The sequence below is a fragment of the Candidatus Poriferisocius sp. genome, assembly GCF_965204015.1.
In the GTDB taxonomy this organism is placed as follows: Bacteria; Actinomycetota; Acidimicrobiia; order Acidimicrobiales; family Bin134; genus Poriferisocius.
The window spans coordinates 612,939-634,693 of the sequence record NZ_OZ241965.1 but is presented as its reverse complement, the minus strand read 5'-3'; the positions used below and the strand labels follow the sequence as shown (position 1 = coordinate 634,693).

The following is a 21,755-nucleotide window of genomic DNA, read 5'->3' as shown; positions in this document are numbered from 1 at the left end:
AGCGCACACGATGAGCAACGAGCCCGACGATCCGCGGTCGGAGTGGGATCCCTTGGGGTGGGAACTGGAAGGCCCAGCCGACCAATCCAGCAACTTGCCCGTGCCCCGCGCCGTGGAAGTGGTTGCCTCGATACCGCCAGACGATCCGCCGTACCGATCCCGCAATCCCGCGGTGACGATGCTGGTGGCATCGGTGCTGCTGGCGGTGTTCGGCCTGGTGGGAATAGGAATCGGGGTGGGGAGCATCTTCTTCAACCAGGACACCCCTCCCCCTGAGGTGGTGGTGATCTCGGGGCCGCAGGTGGTGAGCGCCCCTTCGGGCCAGCCGCCCACTATTCAGGCCCCGCTGGTGGTGCCGCCCGCGGATCAAGTGCCATCGGAGCAGTCCACCGAGTCGGTCGTACCCGTCGACCCCGTTGTGGAGGTGGCCCGAGCGGTTATCCCCTCGGTGGTTCTCATCGAGGCGGTTGCCACTGAAGAACAAATAGCTGAGTTTCCCGATTTAGATCTGCCCGAATTGGGTCCGGAGGGCGAGATGCCTCCCGAAAGTGAACTGGAGCCCCCGGAGGAATTGCCTGAAGGCCTTGAGGATCGGCCGCTGATCGTCGGGCAGGGTTCGGGAATCATCTACGACGTGTCGGGCCACATCCTCACCAACGCCCATGTGGTGGGTGAAGCCGAGGAGGTGAGGGTTCAGTTTGCGGACGGCACCCGGGCGGAGGGAATTGTGGTGGGCTCCGCACCGGCTATCGATGTGGCACTGGTGAAGGTTGACGCCGATATCGCGCTCACCCCGGCGGTGTTCGCCGACCGGTCCACCGTTGAGGTGGGACAGCTTGCCGTGGCGGTGGGCAGTCCGTTCGGTTTGCAGCAGTCGGTGACCTCGGGGATTGTCAGCGCCGTAGGCCGGGCGGTCAGAGAGGGAACCGGTGAGAGCGCCTTCGTGGAGATGATCCAAACCGATGCTCCCATCAATCCCGGCAATTCAGGAGGCGCTTTGGCCAACCGCTTCGGGCAGGTCATCGGCATGAACACCCTCATTCAGACGGACGGCTCGATTGTTGGCAACATCGGTTTGGGCTTCGCCATACCATCCGATATCGCCCTGAACATCGCCCAGCGCATCTTGGCGGGGGAAAGCACCGAGTTGGGGTTTCTCGGCGTTTCGGGAACCGATCCCGAGATGGGCCAACCGGGCGCCCTCGTCATTGAGGTGCATGACGACACTCCCGCTGACCGTGCCGGGTTGATGGCAGGGGACTTGATCGTTCTCATCGACGATGAGGTGGTGTCGACGTTCACCGAGCTGGCCGCCAAGGTTCAGTTCCGGGCACCGGGGACCGAGGTGGAGCTGGGGGTGGTGCGCGACGGCGAGCCCATCACGCTCACCGTGGTGATCGGCTCTCTGCCCGTTGAAGAGCCTGAGGAATAATGGCGCTTCGCCGAAGGCCGAAGAGGAGCGAACCGGCCATTGCCGAGCCTGCTTTCGAGTCCGAGCCTGCATTGGAGCCTGAGCCTGCTGTCGAGCCAGAGCCTGAGTCGGAAACCGAGCCTGAGTCGGAAATCGAGCGGGCCAGTTTTCGAAACCGATTGTCCTCGGCTCGAGGGGCGTTTACCGGCTTCTTGTCGTCGGTGGTCTCCCGGGGGGTGGACGATGCCACTTGGGAGGAGCTGGAGGAGGCGTTGATTCTGGCCGACGCCGGGATGGGGGCTACCACCGCGCTGCTTGATCGGCTGAAGGAGCGGGCCAAGGAGGAGAAGGTCACCGACGCCGACGCGCTGGTAGCCCTGCTCAAGGCCCAGATGGTCGAAGACCTGGGAGGCAGGGATCTGGAACTGCGGGCCGATGGCGACCCTGCGGTGTGGCTCTTTGTGGGGGTGAACGGCGCGGGCAAGACCACCACTATCGGCAAGCTGGCCGCCCGAGAGGCGCAGGGCGGCCGCAAGGTCGTGCTGGCGGCGGGGGATACTTTTCGAGCCGCAGCCGTCGAGCAGCTTGGCCAGTGGGCCGACCGGTCTGGTGCCGAGCTGGTGCGGGGGGCTGAGGGCGCCGATCCCAGCTCGGTGGTCTACGACGCCATCGAGCACGCTTCAGCCACGGGGGTGCCATTGGTCATGGCCGATACCGCCGGACGCCTGCACACTCGCACCAACCTGATGGATGAGCTGGCCAAGATCTATCGGGTGGCCGGCAAAGGGCCGGGCCGCGTCACCGAGGTTTTGCTGGTGATCGACGCCAGTACCGGTCAGAACGGCTTGACCCAAGCCCGCCGGTTCACCGAGACGGCTGAGCTGACCGGTGTCGTGCTTACCAAGCTCGACGGGTCGGCCAAGGGCGGCATCGTGATGGCCGTGCAGAATGAGCTGGATGTCCCGGTAAAGCTGGTGGGCCTGGGGGAGGGTGTCGGAGACTTGGTCGAATTTGACGCCGTTGAATTCGTCGAGGCTTTGCTCTCCTAGAGGGCCCTCCTAGCGGTTCCCTTTCTGTCGGATGTCTAATCCGTACCGCTAGCGCGTAGTCTGGGCAGCCCATGTTCGACACGCTGAGCAACCGGTTCGAGGGCATATTCAAGCGCCTGCGGGGCTTGGGGACGCTGCGGGAGAGCGATGTCGACGAGGTGCTGCGGGAAATTCGCCTAGCCCTGCTAGAGGCCGACGTCAACCTCCATGTGGTCCGCGGCTTCCAGGAGAGGGTTCGCCAGCGGTGCGTGGGGGCCGAGGTCCACAGGGCGCTGAACCCCGTTCAGCAGGTGATCAAGTTCGTCCACGAGGAACTGATCGCCACCCTGGGCGGCGAGTCCCTGGAGATTACCCATCCAGCCAAACCCCCCACGGTGGTGCTGCTGGCCGGGCTCCAGGGCTCGGGCAAGACCACCAACGCGGCCAAGCTGGCCTCCTGGTTCAAACAACAAGGCCGCAACCCGATGCTGGTGGGGGCCGACTTGCAGCGGCCGGCGGCGGTCGAGCAGCTCCGCACCCTCGGTGAGGGCATCGGGGTTCCGGTGTTCAGCGAGCCTTCCGATCCGGTCGCAGTGGCCCGACGGGGTGTGGCCGAGGCCTTGGCCTCCAACCGGGATGTGGTGATCTGCGACACCGCCGGGCGATTGGCCATCGACGACGAGATGATGGATCAGGTCGGGCGGATATCCGACGCCATCGAACCCCACTACACCTTCTTGGTGGTCGACGCCATGACCGGCCAAGACGCGGTGACCACCGCCGAGACGTTCCATGCCGTTCTCGAACTCGACGGCGTGATCCTCACCAAGGTGGACGGGGACGCCCGGGGAGGCGCGGCGCTGTCGGTGAAAGAGGTGGTGGGTCGGCCCATCGCCTTCTCCTCGACCGGCGAGAAGATCGACGAGTTCGAGTTGTTCCACCCCGACCGGGTGGCCAGCCGGATCCTCGGCATGGGCGATGTGCTCACGCTGATCGAGAAGGCCGAGCAGGTGTACGAGGAGGCCGAGGCGGAGGCGACCGCGGCCAAGCTGCTGGAAGGCGAGTTCACGCTGGAGGACTTCCTAGAGCAGATGCGCCAGCTCAAGAAGATGGGCTCGCTCCAAAACCTGGTGGGGATGCTCCCCGGGGCTCCCCCCGAGTTGCGCAAAGCCGAGATAGAGGACGAGCGAATCGCCCAGGTGGAGGCCATCATCTGCTCGATGACCCCCCAAGAGCGGGCTACCCCCCGCGTCATCGACGGCTCTCGCCGTCAGCGGATCGCCGCCGGCTCGGGAACCCGTCCTTCTGAAGTCTCCCAGCTTCTGCGGCAGTTCAGCGAGGTCCAGCGGATGATGAAGAAGATGGGCGGTGGCAAGGGGCCAGGTTCGGGCCGAAAGAAGCCCAAGAAGGGCCGCAAGGGGAGTCGGGTGACCCCGCCGGGCAGCCAGCAGAAGAAGTCGGGCAAGTCCAAGTTGACCTTGCCGGGCTTGGAGGACGGCGAATTCGATCTCTCCTCCCTGAGGTAGCCCACAGGGATTTTCGACGGGTAGAGTTTCCCTATTCCGGCGGCCGGCGCCGGTTCGTGCCTGCACGGGCACTGATGAGGGGCCAATTGGGCTCAGGATGCCTAATGGATCCAAGAAGACAGAAGGGCTGACTGGCTCGTGGCAGTAAGACTCCGGCTGATGCGGATGGGCAAGAAGAAGCAGCCCACCTATCGCGTCGTGGCCGCTGATTCCCGCAAGGCCCGCAATGGGCGGTTCATTGAGATCGTGGGTACCTACAACCCCCGCCAAGAGCCGTCGCTGGTGGAGATCGACAACGAGCGGGCGCTGCACTGGCTGCGCCATGGCGCCCAGCCGAGCGAGCGGGTGCAGAAGCTCCTGGTTATCTCCGGGGCGTGGGCGGAGTTCACCGGTGTTGAAGGGCCAGCGCAGGTGGCTGATCAGCGCCCTGCGATAGTGACCACGGCCGCTTCAGCCGAACCGAGTGACGCCACTGCCGGGCCGGAATCGGGGGAAGCGGGCGAGGAAGCTGCGGACGCCGCAACCGATGCCGGCGAGGAAGCCGAGGACGCGACCGAGACTGACGAGGCCGAGGACGCCGCGACTGATTCTGAGGAAGCTGCGGACGCCGCAACCGAGACCGACGAGGCTGCGGACGCAGCAACCGAAACAGACGATGCTGCGGAGCAAGACACCGAGAAAGCCGAGGGCGGGGAATCGTGAGCGACACCGACTTGAGAGTTGAGGACGAGGAATTCGACGACGATGGCTACGACGACGACGAGTTCGACGAGCAGGGCGACATCAACACCATCGGAGTGCCAACCGCCCGCAATGTTCTGGAATACCTGGTGAAGTCGGTGGTGGAGAATCCCGATGAGGTTGAGGTTGAGGTGGTCGAACGGCAGGGTACGGTGGCGCTGGAGGTAACCGTGGCCGAAGGCGACATGGGACGGGTCATCGGCCGCCGCGGTCGAGTGGCCAACTCCATCCGCACCATTGTGCGGGCCGCAGCCAGCAAAGACGGAAGCTTCGTCGACGTCGAGTTCGTCGACTAAACGTCCGAAAGCGCCGAGCGTGCCTCCTCTGCTCGAGGTTGGCCGCATCGACCGGGCTCATGGGATCCGGGGCGAGGTCGTGGTCACGCTGTGGACCAACCGTGCTGAGCGGCTGGAAGCGGGATCAGTGCTCTGCGCTGATCCCGGAGAGTTCACCGTGGCAGGAGCCCGACCATTTCAGCATCGCTGGATTGTGCAATTCGCCGAGGTCCGGGATCGACAGGCCGCCGAATCCCTGAGAGGCCAGGCGCTGAAAGCCGAGCCCATTGTCGACCCCGATGAGCTGTGGGTCCATGACCTGATCGGCATGATGGTGTGCGAAAACGACGGCACAGAGCGGGGCCGGGTTGAAGCCGTACAAGCCAATCCGGCCAGCGACTTGCTGGTCTTGGAGTCCGGGGCCCTGGTGCCCCTTACCTTCTTGCTGGAGCACACGGGAGATCGATTGATTGTGGATGTCCCCGCGGGCCTGTTCGACGACTCATGAGAGTCGATATCTTCACCATCTTTCCCTCGATGTTCGAGGTGTTCTTGGATTTCGGGGTGATCGGGAGGGCGGTGGAGCAGGGCCGCCTCGAGGTGCGGGTTCACGACCTTAGGCAGGGCGCGGGAGACCCCCACCGTTCGGTTGACGACGCCCCGTTCGGCGGAGGTGCGGGCATGGTCATGATGCCGGAGCCTTTGTTCAATTCGGTCGAACAGGCCGATCCGCCTCGACCCTTGCTTCTGCTGGGGCCGGCTGGTCGTCGATTCGATCAAGCGGTGGCCCAGGAGTTGGCCAGCGGAGACGGGTTCTCGCTGCTGTGTGGTCGCTACGAAGGAGTGGATCAGAGAGTGAGGGACCACCTGGTCGACGGTGAGCTGTCACTGGGCGATTTTGTGCTGGCTGGCGGAGAGGTGGGCGCGATGGCGGTCATCGAGGCGGTGGGCCGGCTGATTCCCGGTGTGCTGGGCAACGAGCTCTCGGCCGCCGATGACTCGTTCAGCGATGGGCTGCTGGAGTATCCCCACTACACCCGGCCTGCCGAATTCCGGGGCTGGCCGGTCCCCGAAGTGCTGCGGTCGGGAGACCACGGTCGGGTGGATCGCTGGCGAAAGGCCCAGTCGCTGGCCCGAACAAAAGCCCTGCGACCGGACCTCATCGACGCCCGCGGTGGTTTGACCGAAAACGAGAAAGCGCTCTTGGAAGAGTTCGGCCTCGCCTGATCAAGGCGAGTATGATTGTTCGTCGCGCCCCAAAGCCTGAGTTGGGCGCTGAAGTACTCACACGAGGCGTGCCATGAATCCCACCGACATCGTTGATCGCGAAACCAGACGATCCGACATTCCTGATTTCAGTTCCGGCGACACCGTCAAGGTGCACGTCCGGGTTGTTGAGGGCAACCGCGAGCGGGTTCAGATCTTTGAGGGTGTGGTTATCCGCCGCCAGGGCAGCGGGATCCGGGAATCCTTCACCGTTCGCAAGGTGAGCTTCGGAGTGGGAGTGGAGCGTACTTTTCCTGTCCATTCGCCCATCATCGCCAAGATCGATGTCGGCGCCCGCGGCGATGTGCGCCGGGCCAAGCTCTATTACCTGCGCGACCGCATCGGCCGGGCCGCCCGGGTCAAGGAAAAGCGCTTCTAGCCCAACTGTCACTCCCCATGCGTACGGTGGGGGCATGGCATACAAGCAGGCGCTGGGCCGTTGGGGAGAAGACCGTGTGGTGCGGTGGTATCTCCGCCATGGGTTCGAGATTCTTGAACGCAACTGGCGGTGCAGCCGCGGCGAGTTGGATGTGATCGTGCGGCGTGGGCCTGTGGTTGTCGTGTGCGAAGTCAAGACCCGGTCTTCGAACGCCTTCGGTTCGCCAGCCGAAGCGGTTGGTTGGCAGAAGCAGCGGCGAATACGCCGGTTGGCCGCTCAGTGGCTGTCTGAGCAGGAGCGCACGGGAGCAGTGCGGCTTCGATTTGATGTTGCCGAGGTCGTGGGCCGAGATCTGCGGGTGCTTGAGGCCGCGTTCTAGGTGGCCACTAGCCCAGCAGGGCCCACAGGATCAGCCCCACGCAGACCAGCAGACCGACGGCCACATACCAGTAGTCGAACCGGGTGCGCCGATGCTTCCGTGTGGGGTCAAAGCCGATATCCCAGTATGTTCCCACTGGTGGCCAGAGGGAAAGCTATTGCCCATTGGCTGGCGGCACTGGCTTTGCTGCTAGCCATCGCGGCGGGTTGCGGGTCGGCATCTTCCCCCGAGGTGGGGCCCGGACCCGACGGAACTCCGGATCCGGCGCTGGTGGCCGGTCGGTCGGTGTACATCGACCGGTGCTCATCGTGTCACGACGGCGATGGCAGCGGGACCGGCAATGGCCCCCGGTTGAATCGGGGCCGGCTGGTGGAGGCGTATCCCGATCTCGCCGATGCCGCTGCGGTCGTGGCTGAGGGGAGAGACCGCATGCCGGCCTTCGGAGGGCTGTTGTCGGCGGGCGAGATCGACGCCGTGCTCCGCTACATCAACGAGGTTCTCTGACGGGGGGCAGTTGTCACTGCCTATCGCTATGGTCTAGCCCACGCTCGTGGTCAGCGTGATGGCCACCCTCCAGGCACGAGGAATCATCCTCGGGAAAGCGCCAACCGTGCTTGCCACCATCCCTGCCTCCGTCCTTGCCGGCATCACCGGACACCCAGTGTCGGTGGAGGTCCACGTCTCGGTGGGTCTGCCCACTTTTACCGTGGTGGGCCTGCCCGATGCCGCCTGTCGAGAGGCCCGCGACCGGGTTCGGGCCGCCCTGTTGTCCAGCGGCGTCCAATGGCCCCCGGGCCGCATCACCGTGAATCTGGCGCCCTCAGGCATACGCAAGGAGGGTCCAGGGCTCGACTTGGCCATCGCCATCGGCGTGTTGGTCGCCGATGACCAGCTTCGTGCTGATTTGGCGGCTGATACGGCCTTTTTGGCCGAACTGGGGCTTGATGGCCGTCTCCGGGCGGTACCCGGAGTGCTCCCCCAAGTGCGCTGTCTGAACAGCAATGCAGTTGTGGTGGCCCCGGAGAGCGCCGCCGAGGCAGCACTGGCAAACGGGCCCCAGATCCGGGCGCCGGAAACGCTTCGGGAGTTGATCGCCGCGCTTCGAGGCGAGGAACCCTGGCCCGACTTGCCCGCGTCGGAATCGGGGAGACAGTGGGAAGAGGCCGTGGATCTGGCCGATGTGAGAGGTCAGCACATGGCTCGCTTGGGTTTGGAGGTGGCCGCAGCCGGAGGGCATCACTTGCTGATGATCGGCCCGCCGGGTGCGGGAAAAACCATGCTGGCCCGGCGGCTCCCTGGACTTCTCCCGCCATTGGATGAGGGCACCGCCATTGAAGCCACCATGGTTCACTCGGCCGCCGGACTGGATCTGCCCTCCTCCGGTTTGGTTCGCCAGGCCCCGTGGCAAGCGCCCCATCACTCGGCTTCGATGATCGCTCTGGTGGGCGGCGGGAGTCGCACGCTGCGTCCCGGTGCGGTCAGCTGCGCTCACGGCGGGGTGCTGTTCCTGGACGAGATGGGCGAGTTCGCTCCCCAAGCCCTGGACTCGCTGCGCCAGCCCCTCGAAGAGGGAATCATCCGGGTCAACCGAGCGGCGGCTGTGGCGTCGTTTCCTGCTCGATTCCTGTTGGTTGGGGCGATGAACCCGTGCCCGTGTGGAGAGCTCGGACAGCCGGGGATGTGCCGGTGCACTCCCTTGGCCCGTCTGCGCTATGCCCGGCGGCTGAGCGGCCCTCTGCTGGATCGGTTCGACCTGAGAATCCATGTCGGACGTCCCGAGGTCAGCGATCTGTTCGATGCTCCCGCCGGGGAGTCCTCGGCCGAAGTCAAAGACAGGGTGGACCAGGCACGAGCAGCCGCTCGCCAACGGGGAGTGGCGGCCAACAGCGAATTGCGGGACAGCGATCTGGATGAACTGGCGCCGCTGGACCCAGATGCCAAAGATCTGCTGAGCAAGGCCATCGCCGACGGTCGGCTCACCGCTAGGGGCTTCCAGCGAATACGACGGGTGGCTCTGACGTTGACCGACTTGGCCGGGGAGGAACCCCCGCTGACCGGGGAAGTCGTCGCCCAAGCGCTGTTCATGCGTACCGAGCCGGTCACCGTGGCCCATGATCCCTGGAGCGTGGCCAATGCTCGGTGATCCAACAAGGTTGACCCCGGTTTCCTGCGAAGAAGCCGAAGAGCTGCCGGTGGAAGCGTGGTTGGTCGCCTTGGCCTCGTTGCCCGCGGTCGGGCCGGCCCGTCTGAGGGCGATGCTCGCCCTCGACGGACCGGCCGAGATTTGGACCCGTCTTTTGGGGCCGGCTTGCCCTGAGCTGGTCCAAGTGGCCGGAAGGCGGGATCGCTATGAGCAATGGTGCAGGTATGCGGCCGTCCTCGATGTGGTCGGACTCTGGTCTCGGCACCGAGAGCATGGCGTGGGTGTGGCTGCGCTGGGCACTCCCGGATATCTGCCCGCGCTGGCGGACGACCTGGATCCCCCGGCAGTGGTGTTCCATAAAGGGGATCCCGAGGTTGTTGGCGGCCCCCGGGTCGCCATAGTCGGCACTCGTCGGTGTACCCGCTACGGCAGCGATCTGGCGTTCGAGTTGGGCCGTGACTTGTCGACGGCCGGGGTGGGCGTGGTGTCGGGCCTGGCTCTGGGCATCGATGCCGCCGCCCATGCCGGCGCCATCGAAGCACGGGGCGCACCCCCCATTGCGGTTGTGGGCAATGGGATGGACAGGGTTTACCCCCAGCGCAATCGGGCTTTGTGGCAGGCGGTGGCCGATCAAGGAGTGTTGCTGGGAGAGGCCCCGTTGGGGGCGCCTCCCGAGCGGTGGAGGTTCCCGGCCCGCAACCGCATTATCGCGGCCTTGGCTGATGTCCTTGTGGTGGTGGAATCTCACGCTTCGGGAGGGGCCATGCACACCGTGGCCGAGGCGGCTGCCCGAGACAGGGCGGTCTTGGCTGTACCCGGCCCGGTTCGCAGCTCGGCATCAGATGGCTGTTTCGATCTCCTGGCCGACGGATGCGCACCTTGTCGCGGGGCCGAAGATGTGCTGTTGGCTCTGGGCATTTCCGGCGCGGAGGCAAGACCGCTTGACCCGCGCCCGAGCCCTGGCGTTGTCGGTCATCAGGTATTGGAAGCGCTGGGCTGGCAGCCCGCCGACGCCGAACAGATCCGGGCGCGCACCGGGCTGGAGATGTCCCAGGTGGCCGGAGCGGTGGAAGGGCTGCGGGCTGCCGGTTGGGTGGCGGTCTCAGGACGCTGGATCGAGCGGGTGGGCCATCCCCGATGAGGTTGGCCCCGATGAGGCTGGCCCCGATGAGATTGGCGTTGGGGCTGTAGCCCTCATCGGTAGTCTTAAACGCAGATGGGATGGGATCTGGAAGCCTTTGCGGCATCGGCTGTCTCGGTCAGCGAAGACACCGCGGCGATGTACTGCCGAGAGGTAGCCGCGTTCGCCGACTGGCTTGGGCAATCAGGCGGGGGCGCTTCTCGGGCCTCGGCCCGGGAAACGGGTCCAGAAGAAGTCGACCTCCGTGCCATCCGGAGGTACCTGGCCCATCTGAGCGCACAGGGCTATGCCCGCAAGACGGTGGCTCGGAAGGCGTCGTCGCTGCGTCGCTACTTCCGATGGGCAGAGCGCACCGGCCGGGTTTCCGCCGACCCCACGGTCGGCACCATGGTGCCGATACGGGAGCGCCGACTGCCCCGAGTGCTGCGTTCAGAGGAATTGGGCATCCTGTTGGACCAGCCGCGGGCGGCGGTGGCCGACGACGGCCGGGCTCGTTGCCAACGGGACATCGCAGTGTTGGAGCTGCTGTACGGCAGTGGCCTGCGGGTCAGCGAGGTGTGCGCCATCCGCGCCGGGGATATCGACTGGGAGCGTCGGCGGCTCACGGTCAACGGCAAGGGGTCGAAACAGCGCATTGTGCCGCTGAGCGAGCCGGCCGCGGCCGCCTTGTCGGAGTGGATAACCGACGGCCGAGAAGAGATGGCCGACCCGTCGGTGGCCGAAGACGCGGTGTTCGTGAACCTGCGGGGCCGCCCGATGAATGCCCAGGCTGTTCGCCGGCTGGTGGATCGCCGGGCCAGCGTTCAGACCAACCCCCATGCCTTGCGCCACACCTTCGCCACTCACCTGCTCGACGGTGGGGCCGACTTACGGCATGTACAGGAGCTACTGGGCCACGCCGATCTGGGATCCACCCAGATATACACCCACGTCAGTCGGGAACGGCTCCGCAACGTGATGAAAAACAGCCATCCTCGGGCTTGATTGACCCGCCGTCGCTTCCCCCTCCGCCGAGGTGCTTGATTGACCGACAGTCGCTTCCCCCTCCGCCGAGGTGCTTGATAGCCTGATTGCCACTTCCCCCCTTCATCTCGAAGCCCATGAGGAAAAACCATGGTGTGGGGATTGCGGATCGGTTGGGCGGCCGTGGCCGGGCTGGTCTTTCTAGCCAGTCCGACGGTGCCCGAGCAGGCGCCGCCGCTTGAGGGCGATTCTGTTCTGCAAGGCGAGGCGCCGGAGGAGTACCGGCCCCCAATTGATGCCGAGGTGGTAGACCACTTTCGGCCTCCGGCCCACGTGGGGGCACCGGGCAATAGAGGCTTTGAGTACGATCCCGAGCCCGGCCAGCCAGTGTGGGCTTCCGCGGACGGCGAGGTGGTGTTCGCCGGCACTGTGGTCCACAACCGGTTTGTCACCGTGCTGCACCGCGATGGGCTGCGCACCTCTTACGGATATCTGGGCTGGATCGCCGTCGCGGAGGGCGACTGGTTGGTGGCTGGACAGTTGTTGGGCACCGCTTCGGCGCGGTTCTTCTTCAGTGTGAGGGCAGGCGACGACTATCTCGATCCGGGGTCGGTGCTGACCACCGGCCATGTGCGGCTGGTATCCCACCGCGACCCTCATGGTCGAAGTCGGCTTTCTGCCTATGGCTAATGGACGTGTAGCGGCTATCGTTTGACCCGGCCAGGAAGCAGTTCCCGGCCGAAGAAAAATCACCGCCCGGGGCATCCCACGGTCGCCGTCAGGTGCTGACCCCGGGTTTCGCTGAACCGTTGGGAGAGGAGAATCACCATGGCGCCTGTCGTGACCATGCGTCAGCTGCTCGATGCCGGGGTCCACTTCGGACACCAGACCCGCCGATGGAATCCGAAGATGCAGCGGTTCATCTTCGGAGAGCGCAACGGCATCTACATCATCGATCTCACCCAAACGCTGGCTTACATCGAGTCGGCCTATACCTTTGTGCGCGATCTTGTGGCCAGAGGCGGACAGGTTCTGTTCGTGGGCACCAAGAAGCAGGCTCAAGACAGCGTCCAGAGCTACGCAGAGCGTGTGGGCATGCCCTATGTGAACGAGCGCTGGCTGGGCGGTCTGCTGACCAACTTCGAGACCATCTCCAAGCGCATGGGCAAGATGAAGGAGTTCCAGCGGATGCGGAGTTCCGGCGAGTTGGACGTCATGCCCAAGAAAGAGGCCCTTCTCATCACCCGGGAGCTGGTGAAGCTGGAGCGCAATCTCAACGGCATCCGGGACTTGACCCGACCGCCCGATGCGGTGTTCGTGCTTGACACCAAAAAGGAGCACATCGCCGTCGCAGAGGCCAACAAGCTGAAGCTGCCGGTGATCGCAGTGGTGGACACGAATTGCGATCCCGATGTGATCCAATACGTGATTCCCGGCAACGACGATGCCATCCGCTCTGGTGAGTTGATGTGTCGGATCATCAGCGATGCCGTTCTCGAGGGCCGGTTCATCGCTCAGGGCAATGCCGCCGCCAAGGCCCAGATCGAAGTTGCGGCCCAGCCCGATGTTGGGCCGCCAGCAACGGCGGAGGCGGCGGTGGAAGAAGAGCCGACCCCGGCACCAACCGCCGATCTGCCCGCTGCCGCCGAGGAAACCGAATCTCAGGAGCAGGTTGCCGAAGAGGCCGAGCCAGCCGAACCCCAGGAGCAAGTGTGAGTTCATTTACCGCCCAAGACGTCAAAGCCCTACGTCAGGCCACTGGTGCCGGGATGATGGACTGCAAGCGCGCCCTCACTGAGAATGATGGCGACATGGAAGCTGCCACCCAGTGGCTGCGCGAAAAGGGCATGGCCAAGGCCGCTGCTCGGGCTGATCGGGCTAGCGACCAGGGAGCGGTGGCGCTGGCCGTAGACGGCGATGCCGCCGCCATCGTGGAACTTCGCTGCGAGACTGACTTCTCCGCCAAGGCTGACGATTTCACCGCTTTGGCCGACGAGTTGGTCCAACTCGTGCTCGCTGAGGGCGAAGACTCGGTCGAAGCCCGCAAGGGGGACATCGAGGATCTGAGCCTGGCCAAGAAGGAGAATGTCCGGTTGGGCAAGGTCGTAAAGATCCAGGCTGGCGAAGGCAACATCCTGGACACCTACCTCCACACCCAAGATGGCCGAGGGACCAGCGCGGTGGTGGTCGAGGCCCGCGGCATGAGCCAAGAACTGGCCCACGAGATCGCCCTCCACATCGCCTTTGCCAAGCCTTCGGTTCTGCACCGCGACGATGTCGATCCCGAAGAAGTGGAGCGGGAGCGGATTTCGCTGACGGAGATGACCAAGGCCGAGGGCAAGCCAGAACAGGCCTGGGACAAGATCGTCACCGGCCGCCTGCGGGCGTGGTACGCCGAGCGAGTGCTGCTGGAGCAGGGCATGTTCGGAGAGAAGGAGACCGTGCAGTCCCGGTTGGGAGACGGTGCCGTCATCCGGTTCGAGCTGGCGGCCATCGGCAGTTAGCGGTGGTCGACGGCGGCGAATCCAAACGATCGGGACGGTGGGACCGGATCGTCTTGAAGCTCTCCGGAGAGGCCTTTGCTGGAGAGGCCGGCTACGGCATCGACGGAGAGATCGCCGTTCAGATTGCGTCGGAGATTGTCAAGGTCAGGTCGGAGTTCGATGTCGACGTGGCCGTCGTGGTGGGCGGGGGCAACATCTGGCGAGGGATGACCGGAGCGGGCTCGGGCATGGACCGGGCCCAAGCCGACTACATGGGGATGCTGGCCACGGTCATCAACGCCCTGGCCCTTCAAGACACCCTTGAGCGGCTAGGTCAGCCCACCCGAGTGCAAACCGCCATCGGCATGGCCCAAGTAGCCGAGCCGTACATCCGGAGACGGGCCATCCGCCACTTGGAAAAGGGCCGGGTGGTTATTTTTGCCGCCGGAACCGGCAACCCGTTCTTCACCACCGACACTGCGGCGGCATTGCGGGCGGTGGAGATAGAGGCTGGCGTTCTGCTGAAAGGCACCCATAGCGGCACAGACGGGGTCTACACCGCCGATCCTCGGATTGATCCTGGTGCCGAGAAATTGGACGAGGTCCGATACCTGGATGTGCTGTCCCAGGGTTTGAAGGCCATGGACAGCACCGCCGTTTCGCTGTGCATGGACAACGAATTGCCTATTGTGGTGTTTGATCTCATGGCACCGGGAAACGTCCTTGCCATACTCGATGGCCAGCCGATCGGTACTCTGGTGTCGTGAGGGATCCCTGGGAATGCTGCTGGAATGACGACCGGCGATGACTTGACCGACTTGGTGGTGGCCGAGGCCGGAGGCCGCATGGACTCCGCTGTCCATCACACTCGCCAGCAGTTCGCCACCGTCAGGACTGGCCGAGCTTCTCCTGCGCTGTTCGAGAGATTTCTGGTGGACTACTACGGCACCGAAGTGCCGCTTCAGCAGCTCGCCAGCTTCAGTGTTCCCGAGGCACAGCTTCTGGTGATCTCCCCCTTTGACAAGGGTTCCATTTCAGCGATTGAGCGGGCCATCATCCAGGCTGACCTCGGGCTCAATCCCAGCAATGACGGCAACGTGGTGCGCCTCACCTTTCCACCGCTGACTGAAGAGCGCCGTCGCGAATTGGTCAGATTGGTCAAGCAGATGGCCGAAGATGGACGAGTGGCCATTCGGAACACCCGGCGCAGCAGTCGTCACGAGATTGACCAGCTCAGCAAGGGGGGCGATGTGTCCGAGGACATCGCCGCCCGGGCCGAGAAAGAACTCGACCATCTAACCCACGACCATGAGCAGCTCATCAACGACGCATTGGGCGTCAAAGAGCAAGAGTTGCTCGAGATCTAATCTGCCAAACACCCGGAGGGGCCAGTGGACGACGACAATCCTTTCCAAAGACCGAATGATCCCTCCGAAGGGTCGCCGGACGACGAGCAGGCCATGTTCCTGGACGATCTGACCTCTTTATTCGATGAGGACGAGGAAGAATCCGGCCTGCCTCACTGGGGTGAGTCAGCGGCTGATGAAGAGGCCGCCGAGGACGACTGGGACACCCTGGCGGACGCCGCCCCTCGATGGCGCGAAGACACCGATGATTCCCCATCCGAAGACCAGCCGGAGATGGCCTCAGTCAGCCATCAATCCGAGAGCGCAAGCGTCTTCGAGGATCCCGAGCCCACCGAGGCAGTGGAGTTCCCGTCGGTTGACCGGGTGGACGAAGTCCTGTCCCTGGACGTTCAGGAAACTACCGATATGCCCGGCATCGGCGCGACCTCGGAGACGCTGTTGGCCCCACCGCCATCTCCGATGACCGAATCGCGAGTTCCGCCTCGTGAGGGCAACACGATTACCGCCATCGTGGTGGGCTTGGTGCTGGGCGGCATCGTCCTCGGGGCTATCGCTGGCGGAGAGGAGGCCACCCTCGCCGTCCTCACCATCGCCCTGCTGCTGGCCGCGGCCGAATGGTTCACCAGCTTGCGGCACGCTGGTTACCAGCCGCCCGCGCTGTTGGGCTTTGTCGCAGTGGTGGCTATGCCGCTGGCTGCCTATTGGCGAGGAGCCGACGGCATCGTGCTGGTGTTGGTGTTCGCCCTGTTCGGCGCAGGCCTGTGGTACGTGGGGGGAGTGGGGCGCGACCGCCCGTTGGCCAACCTCGGGGTCACCCTGTTTGGGATTGTCTACATCGGGGTGGCCGGGGCTTTCGGCGGGCTGCTCTTGGACATGCCCGACGGCCGCGAGTTTGTGCTGAGCGCGGTGATCTTGACCGTGGCCCATGACGTCGGCGCCTTCGCCGTCGGACGGGCGGCGGGTCGCACCCCGCTGTCAAAGGCCAGCCCCAACAAGACGGTTGAGGGCCTTATCGGCGGCACCATCGCCACCATCGCAGCCGCCTTGGTGTTCATCTCCATTCTGGAGATCGGCCCCTTCGGGGACGGATCTGGATCTCGCTCCGACGGCGTCGTCTTGGGCATCGTGGTTGCCGTTGTGGCTCCGTTGGCCGACCTTATGGAATCGGCCATCAAGCGGGATCTGGGGGTCAAGGACATGGGTTCTTTGCTCCCCGGCCATGGTGGGATGCTGGACCGCATCGATGCCCTGCTGCTCGTGTTGCCGGCCACGTATTTCACTGCCCTCATGCTCGAAATCATTTGAGCCTTCGGGCGATCCCAACGCCATGAGATCATGATTTCTCTGTCGCTGCTTGGCTCTTCAGGCTCGATCGGCGTTCAGACTTTGGATGTGGTGCGGGCCGAGCCCGGTGTTTGGGATGTGGTGGCCTTGGGGGCAGGCCGCTCGATCGACCAGGTGATTGCCCAAGCCCGGGAGTTTCGCCCTCGTCTTGTGGTGGTGGGCGCAGCCGACAAAGTTCCCGAGGTCCGCGACGCGCTGCCGGGGGTCGAGGTGGCCAGCGGCCCAGCGGCTCTCGCCGAGGCTGCCGCTATGGGAGATGTGGTGGTCAACGGGGTGGTCGGGTTTGCCGGGCTGCCGGTGACACTGGCGGCCCTGGAGGCTGGCCGGCGGCTGGCCCTGGCCAACAAGGAGTCGCTGATCGCCGCTGGGCCGGTCGTTCAGAGGGCCCGCCGGACTCCTGGTGCCGAGCTGCTCCCGGTGGACAGTGAGCACTGCGCCGTCCACCAATGCCTGCGGGCCAACGACGTGTTTACTTCCGAAGCGGGCATGGCCTCTGAAACGGGAATGAAACGCGTCCACCGCATCGTGCTCACCGCCAGCGGAGGGCCGTTTCGGGGCCGGACTCGCAACGAGCTGGCCGATGTGACGGTGGAGCATGCGCTGGCCCATCCCACCTGGAGCATGGGGCCCAAGATCACGGTGGACTCTTCCACCCTGATGAACAAGGGCTTGGAGGTGATCGAGGCCAACGAGCTCTTCGGAATGGGCTATGACCGCATCGAGGTAGTGGTCCATCCCCAGTCGGTGGTCCACTCCATGGTGGAGTACACCGACGGCGCCACTATCGCCCAGCTCTCGCTGCCCGACATGCGATTGTGCATCGGCTATGCCATGGCCTACCCCGACCGCATCGCCACCCCGTTTGGCCGCATCGACTGGGCCGAGTTGAGCCGGCTGGATTTCGAGCCCCCCGACACCGAGGCGTTTCCCTGCCTGGAGCTGGCCTACGCCGCCGGTCGCATGGGCGAGACCGCACCCGCCTTGTTGAACGCGGCCAACGAAGTGGCCGTGCAGGCTTTTCTCGATGAGCGGATACGATGGACGGCAATCCCAGAGGTTTTGGAGACGGTCCTCGGCGACCACGACGGCACCGAGGCCGACTCCCTGGAGGCGGTCATGGAGATCGACGGCAGGGCCCGATCAGCAGCCGAACAGGTCATCGATTACCAGTACGCCCGCGGTTGATAGATGCCCTCGCGTCACTCTCGGAGTGAGGGGTCTTTGAACACTCCGCTTGCCAGGATGCAGGCCTCCCGAGATCGCTGGGGAGGACTGGCGCTGGTGGCGGCCCTGCTCGTATTGGTGCAGGTGGCTTGGGGGCTGCCGATGCTGATTGTGGTGTTGGCCGTCATCGGCATGATCTTTTTGCACGAGATGGGCCACTACGTCACTGCCCGGGCCGCGGGTATGAAGGTCACCGAGTTCTTCTTGGGATTCGGACCGCGGCTGTGGTCGATGCGCCGAGGAGAGACGGTCTACGGCCTCAAGGCGATCCCCGTCGGTGCCTACGTGCGGATCATAGGGATGAACAATCTCGAGGAGGTGCCCCCGGCCGATGAGCACCGCACCTATCGCAGCAAACCCTACTGGCGGCGAATGTCAGTGGCGGTGGCCGGATCGACCGTCCATTTCCTATTGGCGCTGGTTCTGATCTTCTCGTTTCTGGTGGTGGGGGGAAGGACTGAGACCGTTCCCTCCCCTGATTGGACGGTGACCGGGGTGATGCCGGGCACGCCTGCGGACCGAGCCGGCTTGATGCCGGGAGATCGCATTGTCTCGGTCAATGGCAGCCCGGTGACCACCATGGTTGACATGGCGGAGGCCCTGCCCGAACCGGGATCGCCGGCGATCCTGGGGGTCCAACGCGGCGGCGATGTGCTGGTGCGCGTGCTGACGCTCGGCGCCCATCCAGAAGACGCCAGCCGGGGGTATGTCGGCATCGCCTCGGGGACGGCCCAGTCACGCCAAACCGTGGAGGTCGGCTACCTCGAGGCGGTTCCCGAGACGTTGGACGAGTTCGGCTTCCTGGTCAAAGAGTCCGTTCTGGGTATCGGCAGGTTCTTCTCGCCCAGCGGGCTCAACAACTTCTTCCGTGATGTGGCCGATCAGCCTGTCCAACAAGGCGCTGCTCCCTCCGACAGCGGCATCGCCACTGGGGTGCCCGCCGACAATCAGGACCGCGTGATCTCGATCTTCGGCGCCCTTCGAATCGGCGCTGATCTCACGGAGAACGGCTATGGGAACTTGCTGCTGTTCTTGGCCCTGTTGAACGTGTTCATCGGGGTCTTCAACCTGATTCCGCTTCTTCCCTTCGACGGAGGCCATGTGGTGATAGCCACTTACGAACGCCTCCGGTCTTGGCGAGGTCGTCGATACACCGCCGACGTCTCCAAGATGGTGCCGGTGGCCTACGCCGTGATCTTGATTCTGGGCTTTGTCTTCATCGGGTCGGTTTATCTGGACTTCACTGATCCCGTGGAGGTACCGAGTTGAGGGTTGTGATGGCCGTGGGGAAATACGCCTCTTGTGGGCCAGACATGCGAAGCTGAGATCGTGGAAGTCCAGGCAGCCTTCGAGCGCCGCCCAACTCGGCGGATCTTTGTGGGGGATGTGGCCGTGGGCGGCGGTGCGCCCATAACCGTCCAGTCGATGACTACCACCCGCACCGCGGATGTGGAGGGCACGCTTCAGCAGATCTACGCCCTGGCCGCAGCCGGTGCCGACATCGTGCGCTGCACCTGTAACGAGATCGAGGCCGCTGAAGGACTGGCCCAGATCGTGCCTCGCTCTCCCGTGCCCATCGTGGCCGACATCCACCACCAGTACCGCATGGCGCTGGCCGCATTGGATGCCGGAGTCCAGTGCCTGAGGCTGAATCCGGGCAACATCCGCAAGCCCGAGCACATCCAGGCGGTGGCCTCGGAGTGCCGGGACCGGGGGGTCCCCATCCGCATCGGGGTGAACGGGGGATCGCTGCACCCTGATCTGTATCGCAAGTACGGCGACCGGGTTACGCCCGAGGCCATGGTCGAGTCGGCCCAGATGGAGCTCGACTACTTCGCGGATGTGGACTTCGACGACGTCAAGATCTCGGTCAAGGCGTCCAGTGTGCCCCTGATGATCGAGGCCTACCGCCAGCTGAGCGAGGTCACCGACCACCCCCTGCACTTGGGGGTGACCGAGGCGGGGCCGCCTCCGGTGGGGTTGATCAAGTCCACCGTGGGCATCGGCACGCTGTTGGCCGAGGGCATCGGCGACACCATCCGCTACAGCCTCACCGCCGACCCGGTGCAAGAGGCTAAGGCCGGCCGCCAGCTTCTGGAATCGCTGGGCCTGCGGGAGCGCAAGAACGTCGACCTCATCGCCTGTCCGAGCTGCGGTCGGGCCGAGATCGACGTGTATGCCGTGGCCGAACAGGCCCTAGAGGCGTTCGGCGACCGGGAGATCCCCCTTCAGGTGGCCGTCATGGGCTGTGTGGTGAATGGACCCGGCGAGGCCCGCGACGCCGATATCGGCATTGCGGCGGGCAACAAGCGGGGCCACCTGTTTGTGAAGGGCCGCAACGTTGCCGTCGTGGCCGAGGAGAACATGGTGGACTCACTGGTGGAGTGGGCCGAGTTGATCCACGAGCATGGGGCCGAGGCCGCTTTGGCCAAAGCCGATACGGTGGCCGCCGCCCGGGAGGCGGAACGCGACCGGAGCCGTCTGCTGGCCGAGCAGGGCGACGATGCCAATCAGGCAAGTGAGAAGATCGAATTGATTCGCAAGAGAGGGTGAGGATGGCCAAACAAGGGGTGCTCACCCCGCAGCACGAGGACTTCCCCCGCTGGTACCAGGACATTCTCAACAAAGCAGAATTGGCCGACAACGGACCGGTGCGGGGGACCATGGTGATCCGCCCCTACGGCTATGCCCTTTGGGAGCGCATGCAAGCTGAAGTGGATCAGCGCATCAAGGCGGCCGGGGCCGACAATGCCTACTTTCCGCTCTTTATTCCCGAGAGCTACTTGAACCGGGAGTCCGACCACGTGGAGGGCTTCAGCCCCGAGTTGGCCGTGGTCACCCAGGGTGGGGGCCGAGAACTGGCCGAACCGGTAGTGGTGCGTCCGACCAGCGAGACCATCATCAACGCCTACTTCTCCAAATGGGTGCAGAGCCATCGCGACCTGCCGCTGCTGATCAACCAATGGGCCAACGTGGTCCGCTGGGAGATGCGCCCCCGGATATTCCTGCGGACCACCGAGTTTTTGTGGCAGGAGGGGCACACCGCCCACGCCACCCGCCAAGAAGCCCGCGACTACGCCGCCATGATCCTCCACGAAGTGTATCGAGACTTCATGGAGTCGGTGCTGGCCATCCCGGTGCTCATCGGGTACAAGACCGAGGCCGAGCGGTTCCCCGGGGCCATCAACTCCATGTGCCTCGAAGGGATGATGCGCGACGGCAAGGCCCTCCAGATGGGGACATCCCACGAGCTGGGCCAGAGCTTCGCCACCATGTTCGACATCACCTACCTGGATGCCGAGGGAAACCAGGCCCATGTGTGGCAGACCTCCTGGGGGGTGTCGTCTCGCATGGTGGGCGGGCTGATCATGGCCCACGGCGACGACCAGGGTTTGGTGGTTCCGCCCCGATTGGCGCCCATACAGGTCGCAGTTATCGCGGTTCGCGAGGCCGACGGGGTTGTGGATGCCTGCCACAAGCTGGCCGAAGCGCTCACCGCGGCCGGAGTTCGGGCCAAGGTGGACGACCGGACGGGGACCGGGTTCGGCCGCAGAGCCACCGATTGGGAGCTGAAGGGCGTGCCCGTCCGGGTGGAGATCGGACCGCGGGACCTCGAGCAGGATCAGGCCACCCTGGTCTCCCGGATTGGCGACGAAAAGCAGGGTGAAAGGCAGGGCAATGGGCAGGCCGCAAAGCAGACGGTCGGCCTCTCGGGGGCGCCCAAGCAGGTGGAATCGCTGCTGGACGACGTTCAAGAGCGAATTCTGGCGGGCGCCACCGCTTGGCGGGACTCGCAGATCGTCGATGCAGCCACCGTGGCCGAGGTGCGGGAGGCGGCAGCCACCGGATTTGCTCGCATTCCGTGGGCGAAACTCGGCCCGGAGGGCGAGGCCACGCTCGCCGAAGAAGCGGTCACCGTGCGGTGTTTGCAGCGTCCCGACGGATCCCTGCCCCAGAGCGGCGAGGAGTCCGATCTGATCGCTGTCTGCGGCCGCAGCTACTGAGAAACGCTTCGTCTCTGTAACGACATAGCGGCTTCAACCGGGTAAGCTTGGAGACATATCGTCGATCTCTTTTGCCGGGTG

The 21,755-nt window shown here is 64.7% G+C and carries 24 protein-coding genes; 23 read left to right on the top strand and 1 reads right to left on the bottom strand.

The window, feature by feature from the left end:
* Positions 1-10 precede the first annotated feature (10 nt).
* The 9 genes from ACOGJC_RS03025 to ACOGJC_RS02985 all read left to right on the top strand — a co-directional run bounded on the left by ACOGJC_RS03025 (position 11) and on the right by ACOGJC_RS02985 (position 7,005).
* Positions 11-1,432, top strand: coding sequence for a S1C family serine protease (locus ACOGJC_RS03025; RefSeq protein ID WP_419847034.1), 1,422 nt, complete (start codon positions 11-13; stop codon positions 1,430-1,432).
* On the top strand, positions 1,432-2,460 hold the full coding sequence (gene ftsY / locus ACOGJC_RS03020) for a signal recognition particle-docking protein FtsY (protein ID WP_419847033.1): 1,029 nt from the start codon (positions 1,432-1,434) through the stop codon (positions 2,458-2,460). The genes ACOGJC_RS03025 and ftsY overlap by 1 nt, the downstream gene beginning before the upstream one ends.
* A 71-nt stretch (positions 2,461-2,531) precedes the next feature.
* Positions 2,532-3,965, top strand: a complete 1,434-nt coding sequence (gene ffh / locus ACOGJC_RS03015) for a signal recognition particle protein (protein WP_419847032.1) — start codon at positions 2,532-2,534, stop codon at positions 3,963-3,965.
* A 138-nt stretch (positions 3,966-4,103) separates the two neighbouring features.
* A complete protein-coding gene (gene rpsP, locus ACOGJC_RS03010; protein ID WP_419847031.1) occupies positions 4,104-4,667 on the top strand; it encodes a 30S ribosomal protein S16 in 564 nt (187 codons plus the stop codon).
* On the top strand, positions 4,664-5,002 hold the full coding sequence (locus ACOGJC_RS03005; RefSeq protein ID WP_419847030.1) for a KH domain-containing protein: 339 nt from the start codon (positions 4,664-4,666) through the stop codon (positions 5,000-5,002). Before rpsP ends, ACOGJC_RS03005 begins: the two co-directional genes overlap by 4 nt.
* Before the next feature lie 19 nt (positions 5,003-5,021).
* Positions 5,022-5,489 carry a ribosome maturation factor RimM gene (rimM, locus tag ACOGJC_RS03000; protein ID WP_419847029.1) on the top strand — a complete coding sequence of 156 codons (468 nt, stop codon included), beginning with the start codon at positions 5,022-5,024 and terminating at the stop codon, positions 5,487-5,489.
* Positions 5,486-6,208: a tRNA (guanosine(37)-N1)-methyltransferase TrmD gene (gene trmD, locus ACOGJC_RS02995; protein ID WP_419847028.1), complete on the top strand. Its 723-nt coding sequence runs from the start codon at positions 5,486-5,488 to the stop codon at positions 6,206-6,208. The genes rimM and trmD overlap by 4 nt, the downstream gene beginning before the upstream one ends.
* A 73-nt stretch (positions 6,209-6,281) precedes the next feature.
* A complete protein-coding gene (rplS, locus tag ACOGJC_RS02990; RefSeq protein WP_419847027.1) occupies positions 6,282-6,626 on the top strand; it encodes a 50S ribosomal protein L19 in 345 nt (114 codons plus the stop codon).
* A 34-nt stretch (positions 6,627-6,660) separates the two neighbouring features.
* On the top strand, positions 6,661-7,005 hold the full coding sequence (locus ACOGJC_RS02985; RefSeq protein WP_419847026.1) for a YraN family protein: 345 nt from the start codon (positions 6,661-6,663) through the stop codon (positions 7,003-7,005).
* 7 nt (positions 7,006-7,012) lie between these two features.
* Here ACOGJC_RS02985 and ACOGJC_RS02980 read toward each other — a convergent pair whose 3' ends face one another.
* Positions 7,013-7,141, bottom strand: a complete 129-nt coding sequence (locus ACOGJC_RS02980; RefSeq protein ID WP_419847025.1) for a hypothetical protein — start codon at positions 7,139-7,141, stop codon at positions 7,013-7,015.
* Between the two features lie 2 nt (positions 7,142-7,143).
* Between ACOGJC_RS02980 and ACOGJC_RS02975 the strand changes: the two genes are divergently transcribed.
* The 14 genes from ACOGJC_RS02975 (at position 7,144) to proS (ending at position 21,674) form a co-directional block, all read left to right on the top strand.
* On the top strand, positions 7,144-7,509 hold the full coding sequence (locus ACOGJC_RS02975; protein ID WP_419847024.1) for a c-type cytochrome: 366 nt from the start codon (positions 7,144-7,146) through the stop codon (positions 7,507-7,509).
* A 106-nt stretch (positions 7,510-7,615) separates the two neighbouring features.
* Entirely contained in the window at positions 7,616-9,148 is a 1,533-nt protein-coding gene (locus ACOGJC_RS02970; protein ID WP_419847023.1) for a YifB family Mg chelatase-like AAA ATPase, read from the top strand.
* Positions 9,138-10,289, top strand: a complete 1,152-nt coding sequence (locus ACOGJC_RS02965) for a DNA-processing protein DprA (RefSeq protein ID WP_419847022.1) — start codon at positions 9,138-9,140, stop codon at positions 10,287-10,289. The genes ACOGJC_RS02970 and ACOGJC_RS02965 overlap by 11 nt, the downstream gene beginning before the upstream one ends.
* A gap of 75 nt (positions 10,290-10,364) precedes the next feature.
* Positions 10,365-11,273, top strand: a complete 909-nt coding sequence (locus ACOGJC_RS02960) for a tyrosine-type recombinase/integrase (RefSeq protein WP_419847021.1) — start codon at positions 10,365-10,367, stop codon at positions 11,271-11,273.
* Positions 11,274-11,402: 129 nt separating this feature from the next.
* Complete coding sequence (locus tag ACOGJC_RS02955; RefSeq protein WP_419847020.1) at positions 11,403-11,942, top strand: peptidoglycan DD-metalloendopeptidase family protein; 540 nt, start codon at positions 11,403-11,405, stop codon at positions 11,940-11,942.
* 138 nt (positions 11,943-12,080) lie between these two features.
* Positions 12,081-12,968 carry a 30S ribosomal protein S2 gene (gene rpsB / locus ACOGJC_RS02950; RefSeq protein WP_419847019.1) on the top strand — a complete coding sequence of 296 codons (888 nt, stop codon included), beginning with the start codon at positions 12,081-12,083 and terminating at the stop codon, positions 12,966-12,968.
* A complete protein-coding gene (tsf, locus tag ACOGJC_RS02945) occupies positions 12,965-13,756 on the top strand; it encodes a translation elongation factor Ts (RefSeq protein WP_419847018.1) in 792 nt (263 codons plus the stop codon). The genes rpsB and tsf overlap by 4 nt, the downstream gene beginning before the upstream one ends.
* A 2-nt stretch (positions 13,757-13,758) precedes the next feature.
* Complete coding sequence (gene pyrH, locus ACOGJC_RS02940) at positions 13,759-14,502, top strand: UMP kinase (protein ID WP_419847017.1); 744 nt, start codon at positions 13,759-13,761, stop codon at positions 14,500-14,502.
* A gap of 24 nt (positions 14,503-14,526) precedes the next feature.
* Positions 14,527-15,102, top strand: a complete 576-nt coding sequence (gene frr / locus ACOGJC_RS02935) for a ribosome recycling factor (RefSeq protein WP_419847016.1) — start codon at positions 14,527-14,529, stop codon at positions 15,100-15,102.
* Positions 15,103-15,126: 24 nt separating this feature from the next.
* Positions 15,127-16,407, top strand: coding sequence for a phosphatidate cytidylyltransferase (locus ACOGJC_RS02930; RefSeq protein WP_419847015.1), 1,281 nt, complete (start codon positions 15,127-15,129; stop codon positions 16,405-16,407).
* A 30-nt stretch (positions 16,408-16,437) separates the two neighbouring features.
* A complete protein-coding gene (gene dxr / locus ACOGJC_RS02925) occupies positions 16,438-17,631 on the top strand; it encodes a 1-deoxy-D-xylulose-5-phosphate reductoisomerase (protein WP_419847014.1) in 1,194 nt (397 codons plus the stop codon).
* Positions 17,632-17,667: 36 nt separating this feature from the next.
* A complete protein-coding gene (locus tag ACOGJC_RS02920; protein WP_419847013.1) occupies positions 17,668-18,939 on the top strand; it encodes a M50 family metallopeptidase in 1,272 nt (423 codons plus the stop codon).
* A 60-nt stretch (positions 18,940-18,999) separates the two neighbouring features.
* Positions 19,000-20,223: a flavodoxin-dependent (E)-4-hydroxy-3-methylbut-2-enyl-diphosphate synthase gene (gene ispG / locus ACOGJC_RS02915; RefSeq protein ID WP_419847012.1), complete on the top strand. Its 1,224-nt coding sequence runs from the start codon at positions 19,000-19,002 to the stop codon at positions 20,221-20,223.
* Between the two features lie 2 nt (positions 20,224-20,225).
* On the top strand, positions 20,226-21,674 hold the full coding sequence (gene proS / locus ACOGJC_RS02910) for a proline--tRNA ligase (protein WP_419847011.1): 1,449 nt from the start codon (positions 20,226-20,228) through the stop codon (positions 21,672-21,674).
* The last annotated feature ends 81 nt before the right edge of the window (positions 21,675-21,755 follow it).